Raw genomic sequence first — 17,052 nt, 5'->3', positions numbered from 1 at the left:
CGGTGGAGACGGCAAGGCGTAGGCTCGTCCCGTCGCCGGGTCCACCACCCGGGCATCGAAGGTGCACCAGACAGCCGAGGTCGCGCCCCGGTACCAACCAGACCGGAGGCCCGCGGTGGCCCGCAGCGAGGAACGGCGATCCGTCGAAGCCGCCGAGGCGTTGGAGCACCTGGGCCAGCTGTCCTTGCGGGAACTCTCCATGGAGAGCCTGCTGCAGTCGATGGCGGACCTCACCAAGAGGGTCATGCCCGGTGATCCCGAGGCATCGGTCACGCTGCTGGTCGAAGACGAGCCGAGCACCGTCGTCGACACCGGACCACTGGCCCTCGGCCTGGACGAGGTCCAGTACGACCGCGGGGACGGCCCGTGCCTGCACACCGCCCGCAACGGCGTCCTGGTCGAGATCGGCGACACCCGTGCGGACAGCCGGTGGCCGGACTACGCGCGGTACGTCGCCGAGCAGGGCGTCCTCAGCGTGCTGGCCGTGCCGCTGGTCCTCGGCGGGGAGGAGCAGGTCGCGGGATCGCTGAACGTCTACGCCCGGAGGCCGGATGCCTTCGACGAGGCCAGCCGGGCGGTCGCCTCAGGATTCGCCCCCTACGCGGCGGTCGCTGCCGGCACCGTCCAGGCCTACCGCCGCGCCCGGGAGACGGCCGACAACCTGCAGAGGGCGCTCGAGTCCCGAGCAGTCATCGAGCAGGCCAAGGGCATCCTCATGGAACGCCACAAGCTGACCCCCGACCAGGCGTTCGAGGCCCTGGCCACCGTGTCCATGAACAAGAACGTCAAGCTGCGCGACATCGCGGAGAACCTGGTCCTCACCGGCGAACTCCCACTCGTCCGGACCCGGTCCTCGCGATCGGCGGACCAGGCGACGGCGCGGCGAGACCTCTAGCATTTCCTCGCCGGCCACCTGTGCAGCCGCGGCGACCACCCGGGGGGCGTGCCGCGGTCAGGCCCCGCCACTCCAAGAGCGCGGGTGGCGGGGCCGCCTCCCGTCCGGGACGCACCATCGCGATGCCAGGTCCTGCACTCGGTGCGTCAGGTCCGGATCGGGTGCCCAGGTCCGCCGGGGGGCCACCATGCCGGACGCGAGGGCCGTGCGGCCGCGGGCGCCGATGGAGGCATGAACCGACGGGACCGGGTACCCGGGCTGTCAGGGCGGTTCCCCACGGCCGGGGCGCGCCGGCACCGAGGGCTCGAGGAGGACGTCGTGCCGACAGGCAGGGACACCGACAGCGTGGGCAGCACCGTCGTGCGGGGCATGCGCAGCACGGTGGGGCGGGAGAGCACCACCTTCGGCTTCTCCATCCTCGTCACCGTCACCTTCGGGGCCTGCCAGGTCACGCAGGGTTCCCCCGACCTGCCGCGCATCTTCCTGTACGCGGCCGGTGCGGTCATGTCCTTCACCCTCCTCGAGGGGCTGCTCTCCGGCGGCTTCCGGCGGCCGATGCCCCAGCACCCCACCCAGACGCTGGCGCTGGGCACCAGCATGAACATCCTCTCCGTCCTCGTCGGGCTGGGCGCCGCGACGCTGCTGAGCGCGTCGTTCTCGCACCTCGCCGTCTGGGCGCTGGCGCCGTTCGTCGCCGGCGTGGGCTACCTGCTGACCGAGAGCCTCGAAGCCGCCCTCGCCGAGCGGATCCTCGTCTCCTCGGGGGACGCCGAGGCCCGGGACGTCTCCAACTAGCGCCGCACCGGCTGCACCCGGTGCGATCTGCCACGGCACGCCTCGGTGCACGGCACGGCACGGCTCGGCGCGTGGGCCGTCCGCTGACCGGTCAGGCTGCCCAGGGACCTCCGGTACGGCAGGACCGGTGAGCGTGTCCCCCGGTCACGGTCGGCCAGGGCGGAGCCAACGCCCCGGCCGGAGCGCCGTCCGGGCGCCTGGTCCCGGGAGCGAGGGGTGCCGGACGTGCCGATCAGTCGGCGTAGAGCTCGGCGATCACCGCCCTGGCGAGCTCGACGGCCGGGCCGTCGCCGTTGGGTGCGGGGGCGGTGGAGGCCCAGGTCACGACGGTGATGTCCCGGACCGGGTCGTGACCCATGAAGGAGTTGGTCCCGGGCAGTTCACCGCTGTGGCCGTACACGGGCCCGAAGCTGGCCAGGCCGAGCCCGTAGCCGGGGCTGGCCGGGTCGTCCGGGTCCAGCGGCTGGACGCTGGCGATCCGCTCCTGCTGCAGCTCCGGGCTGAGCAGGCACCCGTCGACCAGTCCCTCCACGTGGTCGGCGAGGTCGTGCGCGGTGGAGATCCCGCCCCCCGCGGTCCACGCCCAGGAGGGGTTGGCGTCGGTGACGTCCATCGGCTCGAGGGTGCCGGCGCTGGCTGCGGCCTGGACCTCCGGTGAGAGCACCAGGCTGTCGATGGTCTCGACGTTCGTCCCGAAGGTGTACATCTGCGGGTGCGGCTGCGGGATCGAGGCGTCGATCAGCGCCGGGAAGGAGGTCTCGGTCAGCTCCAGCGGGTCGAAGATCCGGGTCCGGAAGGCCTGCTCCACCGGCTTGCCGGTGAGCTGCTCGATGATCAGGCCCAGGAGCACGTAGTTGGTGTTGGAGTACAGGAACCCCTCGCCCGGGGGGAAGGCGGGCGGCTCGGCGAGCCCGATCGCGAGCAGTTCCTCCGGGCTCCACACCCGGCCGGGGTTGCTGTCCATCTGCTCGTTCAGTTCCAGGTCGGTGGTGTAGTTGGCCAGCCCGCTGCTCATGTCCAGCAGCTGGGCGATGGTGATGTTCTCCCCGTTGGGCACGTCCGGGCGGTACCTCGACACCGGGTCGTCCAGGCCGATCCTGCCCTCGTCGACCAGCTGCAGGATCACCGTGGCGGTCCAGGTCTTGGTGTTGCTGCCGATCCGGACGTGGTCGGCGAGCGTGACCGGCTCGGTGCCGTGCCAGGTCCGGGTGCCCATCGCGGTGGCCCAGTCGCCGAGCTCCGGGGACCGCACCAGGACGACGGCGCCGGTGACCGCCAGCTCCCTCATCAACCGGTCGAGTTCGGGCTGGACCGCCGCGGCGTACGCCGGATCCTCCGACGGCGCCGCCGCGCTCCCCGGCGACGCGTCCGCCGGGCCGGGAGCGACGACCAGCAACGCGACGGCGGTCGTCGCGATCGAGGCCGCCAGCGAACCGGGTGGCCGGGAACGACGCGACCTGCACGAGCGCTCTACAGCTGTCATGGTCGACCTTCCGATGGGTAGCCGGTCAGGGGGTGTCCGTGTGTCCGCGCCGCGCAGCTCACCGGCCCGGTGCACCGCCGGCGTCACAGCGCCTGCTGGAAGGCCGCGGCGACGGCCGCCACGTCCTCGTTGGCGTCGTGCAGACCGGTGGGCACGTCGGGGTACGTCGCCCCGCTCATGGACAGCGAGAACACGAACCGCTCGCCCCGCTCGGTCGTGAAGTAGCCGGCGAGGCTCTGCACCTTGTACAGCACGCGGCCCGTGGTGGGGTCGACGTCGACGCTGGTTCCCGTCTTGGCGGCGACGTCGCCCGCGGCGGGACCGTCCTGACCCGTGCTCGCCAGCGTCCCGCTCACCCCGAGGACGGGCTGGTCGGCCGCGAACTGCTCACCCCAGGGTTGCGTCTGCGCCCACCTCATCCAGGTGACCATCTGGTCGGGGGTCGTCGAGGCCGGGTCGGCGCCCTGCCCGTCGAACAGCACCACGTCCTCGGCGACGACGCCGGCCCGGTCGAGCTGGTGGTGCACCGCCGCCAGCCCGTCGAGGCAGTCCGGTGAGCCGCCGTGCACCGCGAGCAGGCACATCAGGACGTTCGCGCCGGTGTTGTAGCTGGTCTCGAGGATCATGCGACCGAAGGCCCTCATCGGCGGGGAGGTCAGGGAAGCCACCTGGTCCTCGGCCGGGTAGGAACCCGCGGGCGGCAACCCCGCCTGGTCGTTGGGTCCGACGGCAGTGGCGGTGACCGTGACCCCGGCGCGACCGAGCGCCTCGACGAACAGCGTGCGCGCCCAGGAGGCCGCGTCAGGGACCCGGTAGATGGTCAGCTGGGACGTGCCGGCAGCGATGGTGCCGCTGACCGTGACCGATGTGGGATCGCCCGGATCGGGGGTGACGGTGAGCGACGTCGCCGTGCCCGGGTCGGTGGTGGTCACCGTCGAGGTCACGGTCACGGCCTGCGTCTGCGGGCGGAGGTCGAGGACGGCGGGTTGCCCGACCCCGGCCGCCGCCACGGTGATGTCCAGGATGTTGTCGTTGACGTAGATCGACGGTGCGGGTCCCTCCTGGCCGTCGAACGTGTCCCACAGCCGGGTGTCGACGACCACGTCGCCGGAGATCTCGGTGACGCCCGAGGCGGCCACCTGCCGGGCGAGGTCGTCCAGGCCGGCCAACGGGTCGTCCGGGACGAGCGCCGCGTTCGGCGCGATGTCGCCGTAGACGTGGTCGATCGTGTCGGCGGTGAACGCGTGGTCCACGCGGCCGCTCATGGCGCCACGGCCGCCCATGGCGAGGTCTCCCGACGCCACCAGCACCAGATCGCCGGCCAGGACGCCACCGGCCGGCTCGGCCGTGGTGTACACCGGCGTGGTGAGCGTGGCGTCGGTGCCCAGCGTCGCGTACGTGGTGCCGACGGTGAAGTTCTTCGCGGTCGACGCGGTGAAGACGGACTCCCCGGCCCGGCCGGCCAGGACGACGCGACCCGTCTCCGCCTCGGCAACCGAGTAGAGCCAGCGGGCCGTCTCGAACTCCGGCTTCGCCATGACGGCTGCGGCGGCGGCGGGGAGCTCGCCGACCTGGGGCTGGCTGCCGGACCCCTCGCCCGGCGAGGCTGCCGACTCGGTCGACGAGGTGAACGCGGTGAGCACGACGGTCGACACGAGCAACGGGAGGGCAGCCGCTCGGCGAGTCACGTAGGCGACCATGGCGACGTCGGAACCGCCGGGCAATGGACCGCAGTGGCCCGCCCACCTGGACCTGGGTACAGGGTCGCGCGGGAGTCGTCGCCGGTGCGACGCCGCACCGAGGGCGCGTCGCCGGTGCCATGCTGCCCCGGTGGTGCGTCGGGGAGGTCCGCGATCGTCGCTGGCGCGGGCGCTGATGGTGAGCCTCGGGCTGATCGGCGCGTTCGGTGCCGTCGTCGCCGGCGTCGAGATCGCCCTGTTCGCCGACCAGGACGTCGCTCCGTGGTGGCTGCTCGCCCTGTTCCCGGCCGGGGGACTCGTCTACCTGGCCGCAGGCCTGGAGGCGTGGCGGCGCCGGCCGAGCAACCGGACCGGCCCGATCATGGTCATCGGGGCTCTGTCGTGGTTCGTGGTCGCTCTCGCCAACACCGGAACACCGGTCCTGGTGGCGGTCGGTGTCGTGCTCGCCACCACCCCGCTCGCCGTGGTGGTGTGGCTGCTGCACGCCTTCCCGTCCGGTCGCCTCCGCTCGCGCACCTCCCGCCTGACGGTGGTGGGCGGCTTCGTGGTGTCGCTCGTCCTGCAGGTCCCGGCTTACCTCTTCGACCCGGCTGCCAGCCCGGGCGGCATGCTCTCCGTCGGTCACCGGGTGGATCTCCTCTCCGCCGGCACCTGGCTCCAGCGAGGTGCGGGGATGGTCGTCATGCTGATGACCGCGGGTGTGCTCGTCGACCGGCTGCGCACCGCGACGCCCGGCCAACGCGGGGTCCTGCTGCCGCTGTACGCCTACGGCATCCTGGCTGTCCTGGCGATGCCGCTCGGTCCTCTCCTGGGTCCGTCCGCCGGCCTCTCGGTCGTGCAGGTGGTCGGGCTCCAGATCGTCCTGCTGGCCGGGGTACCGGTCGCCCTGGCGGCGGCGATGCTGCGGGGCGGGTTCGCGAGGACGGCCGAGATCCAGGAGCTCAGCGCCTGGCTGGCGTCGTCCGCGGCCACCCCGGAGCTGCTCGCCGATGCCCTCGGGCGCACCCTCGGGGACGCGTCGTTGCAGGTCGTCTACGCGTCGCGGGACGGGCGCGCCTCCGTGGACGGCGACGGCGCCTCGTTCGACACGTCGGCGCTGGGCGAGCACCGCGCCGTGGTCGACATCGAGCTCGGGTCGAGACGGATCGGCGCCATCGTCTACGACGCGACGGTCGTCGACGACGCCGAGCTGGTCCGCGGCGCGGGTCAGGTGGCCGCCTTCGCCATCGACCACGACCGGTTGACCGCCGAGCTGCGTGCCAGCCATGCCGACCTGCAGCGGTCGCGCGCCCGCCTCGTCGAGGCAGGCGACCGGGCGCGGCAGCGCATCGCCCAGGACCTGCACGACGGTCTGCAGGTGGAGCTCGTCCTGCTGGCGCTGGAAGCACAGCAACTGGCCCGCATCGACCGGTCGGCCGATCTCCCCGACGCGGCGACGCACCTCCGTGTCGGCATCGACGGTGCCGCCCGGCACCTCCGGGGGGTCGTCCACGCCCTGATGCCGGCCGCCCTCGTCGAGCGGGGCCTGACCGCGGCGATCGAGGACCTGGTCGATCGCATGCCGCTGCCCACCCGGCTCGCGGTGGCCGAGGTCGACGGGCGCCTGCCGGCGACGGTCGAGAGGACGGCCTACTTCGTGGTCGCCGAAGCGCTGACCAACGCGGTCAAGCACGCCGCGGCCGACACGTTGACCGTGACGCTCGAGCACGCGCCGACGGGGCTCGTCATCGGCGTGACCGACGACGGCGTCGGGGGTGCGACCCAGGAGGGGGGCGTGGGGCTGCACGGTCTCGCCGATCGTGTCGACGCCCTCGGCGGCCGGTTCACCATCGAGAGCCCGGCCGGCGGGGGCACACGTCTGCTCGTGGAGCTGCCGTGCGGGTCGTGATAGGCGAGGACGAGGCGCTGTTGCGAACCGGGCTCACGCACGTGATGCAGGCGGCCGGGTTCGACGTCGTCGCTGCGGTCGGGAATGCACCGGAGCTGGTCCGCAGCGCGCAGGAGCACGTCCCCGACATCGTCGTCACCGACATCCGGATGCCGCCCGATCACAAGGACGCCGGCCTGCGGGCGGCGATGGAGATCCGCCGAGAGCACCCCGGGATCGCCGTCCTCGTGCTGTCGCAGCACCTCCAGCGCGCCTACGCCGTCGAACTGCTGGGCGATCGCTCCTCGGGCGTCGGGTACCTCCTCAAGCAGCGGATCGCCGACATCGACACGTTCACGGACGACCTCCGCCGCATCGCGGCCGGCGGCACCGTCCTCGACCCCGAGGTGGTGAACCTCATGGTGGCCCGCGCCAGGGGGCACCACGACGCGCTCGACCGGCTGACGCCTCGCCAGCAGGAGGTGCTGGCCCTGATGTCCCAGGGCCGGACCAACGCGTCGATCGCCCGGACCCTGTCGATCACCGAGCGGGCGGTCGTGCAGCACACGTCCCACATCTACGACCAGCTCGACCTGGCGCCCAGCGACGACGACCACCGGCGAGTGCTGGCGGTGATCCGCTACCTGTCGTCGTGATCGGCCCGCCGGGGTCCGGGTGCGCGGTCCGGGTGCGCGGGCCGATGAGTGCGCGGGCCGGGCCGGGTCACCACTGGCGACCACCACCACCTGTGGACGGAGAGCGGGCATGACCGAGCACGTGACCACGTCCGCCGGCGACACCGTCGGGTACGACCGCCGGGGTGAGAGCCCCGCCGTCGTCTTCGTCGCCGGGGCCGGACCCTTCCGCGCGATCGATCCCCAGACCACCGGGACCGCCGAGATCCTGGCCGACCGCGGGTTCACCACCGTCGTCCACGACCGGGCCGCCTCGCTCGCGACCGCGCTGCCGGACGCCGTACGGGCCGAGCTCCCCGGCTCGCAGCACAGCTGGGAGCCGGGGGCCATGGCCGACCTGCTGGCGCGCTCCATCGGTGGCCGGCGGAGCCCCACCACGCCGGGCCCCGCTCGCCGCTGAGCGAGGTCCGGCCGGGATCCGCCCGGTGCTCATCCGCGGCGGACGAGGCGGCGGGCGGCCGCCGCCCCTTGACTGGCGGCGGCCGGACGGCGACGGCTCCGCTGCTCCCTGAGCCGGGACTGCGACGGCAGCCGACGAGGGGGTTCGGGTGGACAGGGAGCGGAAGGCCGCGACGGCGACGATCGTCGCCCAGCACGAGCAGCTGGCGAAGTCGCTGCCGATGCACGACCAGCAGGACTTCGCCGACGCGCAGCGCGGGTTCCTCGGCGCCCTGGAACCGGGGGTCGTGCGCGCCGACGGCCGCGTCGTGTGGGACGGCGACTCGTACGCGTTCCTCACCGGCGACGCGCCGCCGACGGTGAACCCGAGCCTGTGGCGCCAGTCCACGCTCAACGCGATCCAGGGGCTGTTCGAGGTCGTGCCCGGCATCTACCAGGTGCGCGGGCTGGGCCTGCCGGGTGCCGGTCCTGGCCCCCGAGGGCTTCGTCGAGCACGCGGTGACCGAGAACGTGTACGCCGGGGCGGCGATGGGCCGACGGGCCGGATACATGTACGGCGCCGCGCTGCCCCGCGGCCCGCAGGGGCAGGTGAGCGCAGGGCTGGGCCAGACCACGTCGACCGGCAGCGTCGGCCTCATCCCGCCGACGGTGGAGGTCACGGCGACCGGCCAGGAGGAGACGGTCGACGGCGTGCGCATGGTGTTCCAGATGGCGCCCGGCAGCGAGGCGCCTGCCGAGATGCACGTCTGGTTCCCGCAGCGGCGCGCACTCTGCACGGCGGAGAACGCCACGCACGTCCTGCACAACGTCCTCACCATCCGCGGCGCGCAGGTGCGCGACGCCCACGCCTGGGCCGGCTACCTCACCGAGGCGGTCGGCCTGTTCGGCACCGACCTCGAGCTGGTCTTCGCCTCCCACCACTGGCCCACCTGGGGCCGGGAGCGGGCCGTGGAGTTCCTCGCCCTGCAGCGGGACCTGTACGCCTACCTGCACGACCAGACCCTGCGCATGCTCAACCAGGGCATGACCGGGGCGGAGATCGCCGAGGCCATGGTGCTGCCGCCGGCGCTGGAGGACGCCTGGCACGCGCGCGGGTACTACGGCTCGGTCAGCCACAACGTCAAGGCCGTCTACCAGCGCTACATGGGCTGGTACGACGGCGACCCCGCACGCCTGTGGCCGCACCCGCCGGAGGCGGCCGCGCGACGCTACGTCGCCTTCATGGGCGGCGCGGACGCCGTCGTCAGGAAGGCGCGGGAGTCCTTCACGGCCGGGGACTTCCGGTGGGTCGCCGAGGTGCTCGACCACGTCGTGTTCGCCGAGCCGGACCACGAGGCCGCCCGGGAGCTGCTGGCCGACACCTACGAGCAGCTCGGCTACGGCGCGGAGAACGGCACCTGGCGCTGCGCCTACCTCTCCGGCGCCCACGAGCTGCGCCACGGGAGCTTCGGCACACCCGTCACCCCGGCCTCCCCGGACGTGCTGGCCCAGCTGACCCCCGAGCAGCTCTTCGACGCCCTGGCCGTCCGGGTCGACGGCCCCCGCTGCTGGCACGAGCACGTCCGGCTGGACGTCGACCTGACCGACGCCGGGACCCGCTACCGGGTGACCCTGCGCAACGGCGTGCTGACGTACACGACCGCCCCGCAGGCCACCGCCGCCGACGCGGCGCTGCACATGCCGGCGGCGGCGCTGCCGGCGCTGGCCACCGGAGCCGCGGACCCGGCCGCGCTCGCCACCGCGGGCGTCCGGGTCGACGGCGACCCGGCAGCGCTCGGGCGGCTGCTCGCCGCGCTCGACGCACCCGACCCGGACTTCGCCGTCGTCACCCCCTGACGAGCCCGTGCACCGGTCGGCCGTCTTCGGGGGCGGGTGAGAGGGCGAGACCCTCCGCCGGACCTCGTGGGGCACGGGCACCGCGCGGGACGTCCTCACACGGGGGTCGGCGCTCCGGGACGGGCGGTGGACGACCGCACCAGGAACAGCACGCTGACCAGCAGCGCCCAGGCCGGGAAGACGAGGGTGGTCCACAGGCTGAGGGTGGTGACGACGAGCAGGACGAGGGCCAGCGCGTAGGTGAGGACCACGAGCCAGCGCGGCATCAGCCCGGTGCGCAGCCAGATCGTCGCCAGGGAGATCATGAACGCCGCGGCCATCCGGAGCGCGTAGACGTCGCTGATCTGCAGCATGGTGGCCCGGGAGAAGCGGAGGACGGCCGGGTCGTACACCTGGCCTCCGTCGGAGGCGCTGATCAGGATGCCGCCGGCGATCGCCGTCGACGCGGAGGTCATGGCGAGGAACAGCAACCCGCTGCCGAGGAAGACCGAGGCCAGGAACCGGTCCTCGAGGTCGCCGAGCCGGTCCCGTACGACCCCCAGGAACCACAGGAAGGCGATCCCGGCCAGCGGCACCAGCGTCATCGCCCACCTCAGCCGACCGGATCCCGCGGCGACCCAGTCCGGGTCGGCGAACGGGTCCGCAGGGATCCACAGCCGCACGAGCACCAGACCGGTCCCGAACAGCGCGGCGAACAGCACCCCGGCCCAGGCCGCGGCCCGGGGCGTCGTGAGACGACGCAGCCCGGGGATCGGGGCCGTGCCCGGGTCCGGGGTCACGGCATCCGGGGCGGCGCCGGGCGGTCGCCCGGGTGCCGCCGGCTCACCTCGGGTTCCGCCGCCGGAGCAGCGCGCCGACGGCGGCACCGGCCAGCGCGGTCAGGGTGAGCAGGAGCCACTGCGGCGCGGACAGGGTCGCCCAGAGCAGGTGGACCGAGACCGAGTCGCGGTTCTGCGCGATGAACACCAGGACGGCGAGGCCGAGCACCAGTGCCAGGACGACCGGCGGACGCAGCCACGTCCGGGCGGGCTGCTCGGGTGACGGTGCGCGGGACGCGGTACCTGCCATGGGAACGGCCCTCCTCTCCCGGCGTGCGTGCGCGGTGCGCCCCATCGCGGTGCCTCGGCCGGATGCCTCTCATCGTCGGCACGGTCCCGTCCGGGGCGTCGTCCGGCGGGGGTGATCTCACCGGTTCGCGCGGCGGGCCCGGCCTCCGCCGGCCGCGGCGGCGGGTCCCGTCGGCCCCGCCCGTGCGGGCGGCCCTCATCCACGGGGGGTGAGGCGGGCGGGCGCGCGTCATCCCACGATGCCGGCGGACGCCCCTGCGGGAGGGGACGCGGGCATCGCGGGAGGGGACATGGCCGTCGGGGAGCGCAGCGCGGGTGTCGAGGGGCGTGGTGCCGGTGTCGAGGGGCGTGGTGCCGGCGAGGACGCCGCCGACGCGCTGGACGGGATCCTCGCGGCCCGGGCCGCCCGGTACTGGTGGGTCGTCCTCCTGACCGGGATCGCCTGGCTGTTCGTCTCCTGGCTGGTCCTGCGCATGGACGTCGGCTCGCTGGTCGCGGTCGGTGTGCTCATGGGCGTGGTCTTCCTGGCCGCCGCGGTCGAGGAGGCCGCGCTCGCCGCCACGGTCCGGGGCGGGTGGAAGGTGCTGCACTGGGTCGTGGCGGTCGGATTCGCGCTGGCCGCGGGCTGGGCGTTCGTCCGGCCGATCGAGACCTTCTTCGCGCTGGCCTCGGTGCTCGGGCTGGTGCTGCTCGTGATGGGCGCCTTCGACATCGCCCGCGCGGTCGCCGGCAGGGCGGAGAACCCCTACTGGTGGACCGGGCTGGTCTCCGGCGTCCTGCTGCTGCTGCTCGCCTTCTGGGTCTCCAGCTCCGACCGCGGGTTCGAGCTCGGCACGCGTGCGGTCCTGCTCCTGCTCTGGGTGGGGTTCATGGCGCTGTTCCGCGGGTTCTCGCACATCATGCTGGCCTTCGGCCTGCGCCGGCTCACCGCCGGCTCGGCACCGCCCGTGCCCGCACCACCGGCGCCGACCGGCACCCGGGAGGCGCCGGGCATCCCGGTGCAGGACCGCACGCACGACCAGGTCCGGCCGCAGGCCACGACGTCCTGACGCCGGCGTCCCGTCGCCGGTCACCGGGGCCCGCGCACGGGCACCGCTGCACCCGTGGGTCGGCCGGCACCCGGTCCACCGGGCTGTCCGTGCCCGGGCGCGGCGAGCTCGAGCGGAGGAGGCGGGGAGGTCGGTGACCGGTTCCGCGGGCTCCGCAGGCGCACCGTTCCCACGCGTGCGCGAACGGCGGGAGGAGGCGCGTCCCGGGGATCCGCGCGCGACCGCCGCCGTCGTCGACCTCTTCGTCTACGTCGTCGTCCTCAACCTCTACGTGGAGTACCTCCCCGGCGTGCTCAGCGAGACCTTCACCCTCTCCCTGCTCACCGCCGTCCTGTTGAAGGTCGTCCTCGAGGCGGTGGTCGTCGTCAAGAAGCGGGTCGGGCGGAGGGTCCGGCAGGCGTCGACCCCGGCGGGGAAGGCGGCGGCCGCGCTGGTGCTGTGGGTGGTCCTCGTCGGGAGCAAGTTCGTCGTCCTGGAGGCGGTCGACCTCGTCTTCGGTCCACGCGTCAGCCTGGGAGGTTTCCTCCCGGTGACGCTGCTGATCGTCACGCTCCTGCTCTCGCGGGCGTTCGTCCGGCGCCTGCTCCGTGGTGCCCGGCCGGCCGGGGCCGTCCCCGTCGGTGGTCCGCTCCCGGGCGCCGGGGACGTGCCGGGCGGCGCGCGGGCCGGGACCCGACGCCACCCCGAGCCGGGTCGACGTCGATCCCGGTGACGGCTGCCCGGCCGTCGCCCGCGGCCCCGACCACGGCGCCCGGTGGCCGGCGCTCAGGCGCCCGGAGGGAGGACCCGGTCGAGGACGTCTTGCGGCAGCAGGCCGGCCGGTCCGAAGCGGCGGGCGGCCTCGAGGAACTGCGGCGCGGTGGCGGCCAGGTCGGCCAGCTGCGCGCGGGCGGCCTCCTCGCGGCCGGCCAGGGCGGCGACGACGGCGCGCCACAGCACCTGGTCGGGCTCGGTCACCGGGTCCTGCGCGCGCATGTCCTCGAGCTGCCGGTCGGCGGTGGCCGGGTCGCCGTCGAGCGCGAGCTGGAACGCGGCGACCACCCGCTGGTAGCGCAGCCGCTTGGCGACCAGCCGGTCGAGCTCGCTGACGGGGTCGGGGTCGTCGTCGACGCGCAGGTCGACGACCCGGTCGTGCCAGGGGCGGCCGGTGGTCCGCGCCCGGACGACCATGACCGCCGCCGACCGTCGTCCCCGGAAGTCACCGCCGGCGTCCTCGGCCGCGTGCAGCGAGCGCAGGAGCCGCTGTGCCAGCGGGCCCGCCTGGGACTCGAAGGAGTCCACCATGGCCTGCCACACCCGCGGCCCGACGACCATGTTGGCCAGTGCCGCGCAGTCGGTGCCGACGGCGTGCCCGGCCGCGGCCACGCAGCCGTCCCCGGTGTAGAGGGCGACGTCCCCGGAGGCCTCCAGGACGGCGACCTGGCGCCGCTCGGGGTGGGGGTCGACGCTCTGCAGGGCGGTGAGCGACTCCTGGGCGGTGAACCCGCCGCGCAGCAGGTCCAGCCCGATCTCGCCGTACATCGGCTCGCCCATCGACTGCGTCGCGATGACCCCGTGGCCGGGGAGCGAGAAGGGCACGCTGCTGCCGACGGCGAAGGCCTGGGACTGGGTGGCGACGCCCATCTCGCCGGTGTCGCGGTCGCGGGCCACGATCGAGTAGGTCACCCGGCACGGCCTACCCCTGGCCCGACGCCCGACACGCCGCGCGGACCGGCCGGGCCCGCGGCCGGGTCCGCCGGGCCGCCGCAGGTCCGGAGGGGCCGCCCCGACGGCGCCCTGGTCGCCGAGGCGGCCGGGCTCCAGCCCGGGCGGGCGCTCGACGTGGGCTGCCGCGGTCGCCCCCCGGAGGCACCCTGCTCGTCGTCCACCCCGACGTCGATGCCGGGCACGCCCGTGCCGCCGGCTTCGACCCGGCCGACCACGTCAGCCCCGCGGACGTCGCCCGCGTGCTCGGCGAGGGCCGGCCGGTCGAGGTCGACGAGCGGCGGCCGCGGCGTCGCGTCCGGCGCCGGCGCGCCCCACACCGCCGACCCGGTGCTGCGGCCGGCCGGCTGCGCCGAGGCCGGGGAACCCGGCGGTCAGCCCGCTCCCGTCCGTCGGCGCCGGGCGGTGCGCCGGCGGCCGGCGGGCAGGGAGGTGCGGGCGGGGGAGCGGGCGGCACCGATGCTGGCGAGGACGACCAGCCCGACCGCGAGCAGCTGCACCGGGGTGAGGACCTGGCCGAGCACGAGCAGCCCGGCCAGCGCGGCCGCGGCCGGTTCGAGGCTCATGAGCACCCCGAACACCCGGCTGGGCAGGGCGCGCAGCGCGGTGAGCTCGAGGGCGTAGGGCACCACCGAGGACAGCAGCGCGACGGTCAGGCCGACCAGCAGCACGTCGGGCCGCACCAGCGCCGGGCCGGCCGCGGTCACCCCGACCGGCAGCACGAGCAGCGCGGCCGCCGCGCTGGCCAGGGCCAGCCCGTCGAGACCGGCCGAACGCCGGCCGGTCTCGGCCGACAGCAGGATGTAGCCCGCCCAGCAGACCCCCGCGCCCAGGGCGAGGACGACGCCGGCCGGGTCCAGCCCGGTCAGGGAGCCGTAGCCGAGCAGGAGGACGCCGGTGGCGGCCATCAGCACCCAGCCGAGGTGCTGCAGCCGGCGGGAGAGCACCGCGGCCAGGCCCAGCGGCCCCAGGAACTCCACGGTCACCGCCGCGCCGATCGGCATCCGCGCGAGCGCCTCGTAGAACAGCCCGTTCATCGCGGCGAGCGAGAGCCCGAAGGCCGCGATCACGGCCCAGTCGGCGCGCGAGCGGCCCCGCCAGCGGGGCCGGACCGCCACCAGCAGCACCAGCGCCGCGCCGCACAGCCGCAGGGTGACCATGCCGGCCGGGCCGGCCCGGTCGAACATCGTCGCGGCCAGCGCGCCCCCGAACTGGACGGAGAGGATGCCGCCGAGCACCATGCCGACCGCCGCGCCCCTGCCGGGCGTGGACCAGCGGCGCGGCACGGGGGTGCGGGTGCCGGCGGCAGCCGGCGGCGGGGTGCTCATGGTGGGTGCGGTCCCGGGGCGCTCGGGGGCGGACGCCGTCGACGCTAGGCGCCGCGCTGCGACGACCGGCACGCGGTCCCCTCCGGTGCGGGCCGGGCGGGCGTCGGGCCGCCGCGTCGGGCCGGGGCGTCGGGCTGGCAGGATCCGGCCATGGACCCGGCGACGCAACCGGCCAGGGACCCGGCGGCGCACCCGGCGGCGCACCCGGCGGCGCACCCGGCGACGGACCCGGCGACGGACCCGGCCGGGCGGGGCGGCACGGCCTTCGTCCTCGGCGGCGGGGGAGTGCTGGGCGCCGCCGAGGTCGGGATGCTGCGGGCGCTGTTCGAGCGGGGGATCCGCCCGGACCTGGTCGTCGGCACGTCGGTGGGGGCGATCAACGGGGCGCTCGTCGCCGCGGACCCGGGGCCGGCCGCGGTCGACCGGCTGCGCACGGTGTGGGAGGACCTCGCCTCCGCGGGGGTCTTCGCGGGGTCGGTGCTGACCCGCGCCCGCACCCTCGTGCGGACCCGCACGCACCTGCACCCGCGGGAACCGCTGCGCGACCTGCTGGCGGCCCACCTGGGGGTGCGGACCTTCGCCGAGCTGGCGGTCCCGTTCCAGTGCGTCGCGGCCAGCATCGAGCGGGCCGCCGAGCGCTGGTTCACCGAGGGCCCGCTGCTGGACGCGGTGCTCGCCTCCTGCGCCGTCCCCGGGCTGCTGCCCCCCGTGGAGCTCGGCGGCGAGCACTACCTGGACGGCGGCCTGGTGCACAGCATCCCGGTCGGCCGCGCGGTGGCCCTCGGCGCCGACCGCATCTACGTGCTGCACGTGGGGCGGATCGACCGGCCCCTGCGCCCGCCCGCCCGGCCGTGGGAGGTGGCGCAGGTCGCCTTCGAGATCGCCCGGCGGCACCGCTTCGCCGCCGACCTGGCCGCCCTGCCAGCCGGCGTCACGCTGCACGTGCTGCCCTCCGGCGAGCGGGCCGCGCCGTCGGCCGGCGACCTGAGAGACCTGCGCTACCGGGACTTCTCCCGCGTGCCCGAGCGGATCGACCGGGCCTACGCCGCGGCCGGGCGCTACCTGGCGCAGACCGACGACCTGGCCGGGGCCGACCGCCCGGCAGGGGAGCCCGGCGGCGCCCCGGCCGGCAACCAGGAGGTCTGACGTGCTGCCACCCCGCCCCGTCCGCAGGGTCACCGGCCCCGCGCTGGTCGCCGCGCTGGTCGCCGGCGTCCTCGCGCTGCCGGTCCTCGTGCCCGTGGCCGCGGTCGCCTCGGTGTGGCTGCCGGGGCGCTGGTACGCGCTGCGGCTGCTGTTCCTGGCGCTGGTCTACCTGGCGCTGCAGGTGCTCGGGCTGGCCGCCGCGGCGGTGCTGTGGGTGCTGGGCGGCTTCGGCCGCCGGCTGGACACCCCGGCCTCCCGGGCCGCGCACTACACCGTGCTGCGCCTGCTGCTCGACGCGCTGATGCGGGTGGCGCAGCGGCTGTTCGCCCTGCGGCTGGTCACCGACGGGGAGTCCTGGTCACCGCTGGACGACGGGCTGCCGGGCTCGACGAACGCGATGGTGGTGCTCTCCCGGCACGCGGGCCCGGGTGACTCGTTCCTGCTGGTGCACACGCTGATGAACCGCGACCACCTGCGCCAGCCGCGGATCGTGCTCAAGGACGTGCTGCAGCTCGACCCGCTGCTCGACGTCTACCTCAACCGGCTGCCCAACCACTTCGTCACCGTGAAGCCGGTGGACGGGTACAGCTCCACCGAGGCGATCGCCGACCTGGCCCGCGACCTGGGCGAGGAGGACGCCCTGCTGATCTTCCCCGAGGGGGCGAACTTCACCCCGCAGCGCCGCGTCCGGGCCATCGAGCGGCTGCGCGGCCGGGGGCTGTCCGCCGCGGTCCGCCGCGCCGAGGCGATGCGCCACGTGCTGCCCCCGCGCCCGGCCGGGGTGGCCGCCGCGCTGCGGGCGGCCCCGCACGCCGACGTCGTCCTCGTGGCGCACACCGGGCTGGAGCACCTCTCCACCGTCCGGGACCTGTGGCGGGGCCTGCCCGTGGACAAGACCCTGCACCTGCGCTGGTGGTTCGTCCCGGCCGCCGAGGTGCCCCGCGGCGAGGCCGAGCAGACCGACTGGCTCTACCACTGGTGGGAGACCATCGACGCCTGGGTCGAGAGCACGCGGCGGCAGGAGGCGGCCGGCGGGCCAGCGGCGGACCCCGCCAGGCCGGGCGGTCCGGCCCGGTGACCGGGGACGA

Annotated in this window: 16 protein-coding genes; 10 read left to right on the top strand and 6 right to left on the bottom strand. The window is 75.1% G+C overall.

Going from position 1 to position 17,052, the window contains the following annotated elements:
- Positions 1–115: 115 nt before the first annotated feature.
- The gene (locus tag ACI8AC_RS12385) at positions 116–895 is read left to right on the top strand and encodes an ANTAR domain-containing protein (protein WP_456898083.1); all 780 of its coding nucleotides are present in this window, start codon (positions 116–118) and stop codon (positions 893–895) included.
- A 318-nt stretch (positions 896–1,213) separates the two neighbouring features.
- A complete protein-coding gene (locus tag ACI8AC_RS12380; protein WP_456898082.1) occupies positions 1,214–1,690 on the top strand; it encodes a hypothetical protein in 477 nt (158 codons plus the stop codon).
- 232 nt (positions 1,691–1,922) lie between these two features.
- Here the strand turns inward: ACI8AC_RS12380 and ACI8AC_RS12375 are convergent, their stop codons facing one another.
- Positions 1,923–2,978: a serine hydrolase domain-containing protein gene (locus ACI8AC_RS12375; protein WP_456898081.1), complete on the bottom strand. Its 1,056-nt coding sequence runs from the start codon at positions 2,976–2,978 to the stop codon at positions 1,923–1,925.
- A 278-nt stretch (positions 2,979–3,256) separates the two neighbouring features.
- The gene (gene dacB, locus ACI8AC_RS12370) at positions 3,257–4,828 is read right to left on the bottom strand and encodes a D-alanyl-D-alanine carboxypeptidase/D-alanyl-D-alanine endopeptidase (protein ID WP_456898080.1); all 1,572 of its coding nucleotides are present in this window, start codon (positions 4,826–4,828) and stop codon (positions 3,257–3,259) included.
- A 175-nt stretch (positions 4,829–5,003) separates the two neighbouring features.
- Between dacB and ACI8AC_RS12365 the strand changes: the two genes are divergently transcribed.
- From ACI8AC_RS12365 to ACI8AC_RS12350, 4 genes are all read left to right on the top strand, one after another.
- Entirely contained in the window at positions 5,004–6,761 is a 1,758-nt protein-coding gene (locus ACI8AC_RS12365; RefSeq protein WP_456898079.1) for a sensor histidine kinase, read from the top strand.
- Entirely contained in the window at positions 6,749–7,396 is a 648-nt protein-coding gene (locus ACI8AC_RS12360) for a response regulator transcription factor (protein WP_456898078.1), read from the top strand. Before ACI8AC_RS12365 ends, ACI8AC_RS12360 begins: the two co-directional genes overlap by 13 nt.
- Positions 7,397–7,505: 109 nt before the next feature.
- A complete protein-coding gene (locus ACI8AC_RS12355; RefSeq protein ID WP_456898077.1) occupies positions 7,506–7,835 on the top strand; it encodes a hypothetical protein in 330 nt (109 codons plus the stop codon).
- A 458-nt stretch (positions 7,836–8,293) separates the two neighbouring features.
- Positions 8,294–9,670: an alkyl/aryl-sulfatase gene (locus ACI8AC_RS12350; RefSeq protein ID WP_456898076.1), complete on the top strand. Its 1,377-nt coding sequence runs from the start codon at positions 8,294–8,296 to the stop codon at positions 9,668–9,670.
- A gap of 95 nt (positions 9,671–9,765) precedes the next feature.
- On the opposite strand, the gene ACI8AC_RS12345 is transcribed toward ACI8AC_RS12350, so the two are convergent.
- The gene (locus tag ACI8AC_RS12345; RefSeq protein ID WP_456898075.1) at positions 9,766–10,449 is read right to left on the bottom strand and encodes a hypothetical protein; all 684 of its coding nucleotides are present in this window, start codon (positions 10,447–10,449) and stop codon (positions 9,766–9,768) included.
- 43 nt (positions 10,450–10,492) lie between these two features.
- Complete coding sequence (locus tag ACI8AC_RS12340; protein ID WP_456898074.1) at positions 10,493–10,738, bottom strand: lipopolysaccharide assembly protein LapA domain-containing protein; 246 nt, start codon at positions 10,736–10,738, stop codon at positions 10,493–10,495.
- Positions 10,739–11,027: 289 nt separating this feature from the next.
- Between ACI8AC_RS12340 and ACI8AC_RS12335 the strand changes: the two genes are divergently transcribed.
- Both ACI8AC_RS12335 and ACI8AC_RS12330 read left to right on the top strand, forming a co-directional pair.
- Positions 11,028–11,786: an HdeD family acid-resistance protein gene (locus tag ACI8AC_RS12335; RefSeq protein WP_456898073.1), complete on the top strand. Its 759-nt coding sequence runs from the start codon at positions 11,028–11,030 to the stop codon at positions 11,784–11,786.
- 175 nt (positions 11,787–11,961) lie between these two features.
- Complete coding sequence (locus tag ACI8AC_RS12330; protein WP_456898072.1) at positions 11,962–12,498, top strand: hypothetical protein; 537 nt, start codon at positions 11,962–11,964, stop codon at positions 12,496–12,498.
- A 53-nt stretch (positions 12,499–12,551) separates the two neighbouring features.
- On the opposite strand, the gene ACI8AC_RS12325 is transcribed toward ACI8AC_RS12330, so the two are convergent.
- Both ACI8AC_RS12325 and ACI8AC_RS12320 read right to left on the bottom strand, forming a co-directional pair.
- Positions 12,552–13,451 carry a DUF1028 domain-containing protein gene (locus tag ACI8AC_RS12325; RefSeq protein WP_456898071.1) on the bottom strand — a complete coding sequence of 300 codons (900 nt, stop codon included), beginning with the start codon at positions 13,449–13,451 and terminating at the stop codon, positions 12,552–12,554.
- Positions 13,452–13,864: 413 nt separating this feature from the next.
- Entirely contained in the window at positions 13,865–14,818 is a 954-nt protein-coding gene (locus tag ACI8AC_RS12320; RefSeq protein ID WP_456898070.1) for an EamA family transporter, read from the bottom strand.
- A gap of 150 nt (positions 14,819–14,968) precedes the next feature.
- Here ACI8AC_RS12320 and ACI8AC_RS12315 point away from each other — a divergent pair, with 150 nt between their 5' ends.
- Together ACI8AC_RS12315 and ACI8AC_RS12310 are read left to right on the top strand one after the other, a co-directional pair.
- Positions 14,969–15,964 carry a patatin-like phospholipase family protein gene (locus ACI8AC_RS12315; RefSeq protein ID WP_456898069.1) on the top strand — a complete coding sequence of 332 codons (996 nt, stop codon included), beginning with the start codon at positions 14,969–14,971 and terminating at the stop codon, positions 15,962–15,964.
- Between the two features lies 1 nt (position 15,965).
- On the top strand, positions 15,966–17,042 hold the full coding sequence (locus ACI8AC_RS12310; RefSeq protein WP_456898068.1) for a 1-acyl-sn-glycerol-3-phosphate acyltransferase: 1,077 nt from the start codon (positions 15,966–15,968) through the stop codon (positions 17,040–17,042).
- Positions 17,043–17,052 lie beyond the last annotated feature (10 nt).

This window comes from Geodermatophilus sp. SYSU D00758, from assembly GCF_054049955.1.
Note: the sequence above shows the minus strand (reverse complement) of the source record. Positions and strands in the feature narration are given on the sequence as shown.

Excerpts from the sequence above, each read along its gene's own strand:
- ACI8AC_RS12375 (WP_456898081.1), bottom strand. The coding sequence starts at position 2,978 with ATGAGGGAGCTGGCGGTCACCGGCGCCGTCGTCCTGGTGCGGTCCCCG.
- ACI8AC_RS12355 (WP_456898077.1), top strand. The coding sequence starts at position 7,506 with ATGACCGAGCACGTGACCACGTCCGCCGGCGACACCGTCGGGTACGAC.
- ACI8AC_RS12340 (WP_456898074.1), bottom strand. The coding sequence starts at position 10,738 with ATGGCAGGTACCGCGTCCCGCGCACCGTCACCCGAGCAGCCCGCCCGG.
- ACI8AC_RS12335 (WP_456898073.1), top strand. The coding sequence starts at position 11,028 with ATGGCCGTCGGGGAGCGCAGCGCGGGTGTCGAGGGGCGTGGTGCCGGT.
- ACI8AC_RS12320 (WP_456898070.1), bottom strand. The coding sequence starts at position 14,818 with ATGAGCACCCCGCCGCCGGCTGCCGCCGGCACCCGCACCCCCGTGCCG.
- ACI8AC_RS12315 (WP_456898069.1), top strand. The coding sequence starts at position 14,969 with ATGGACCCGGCGACGCAACCGGCCAGGGACCCGGCGGCGCACCCGGCG.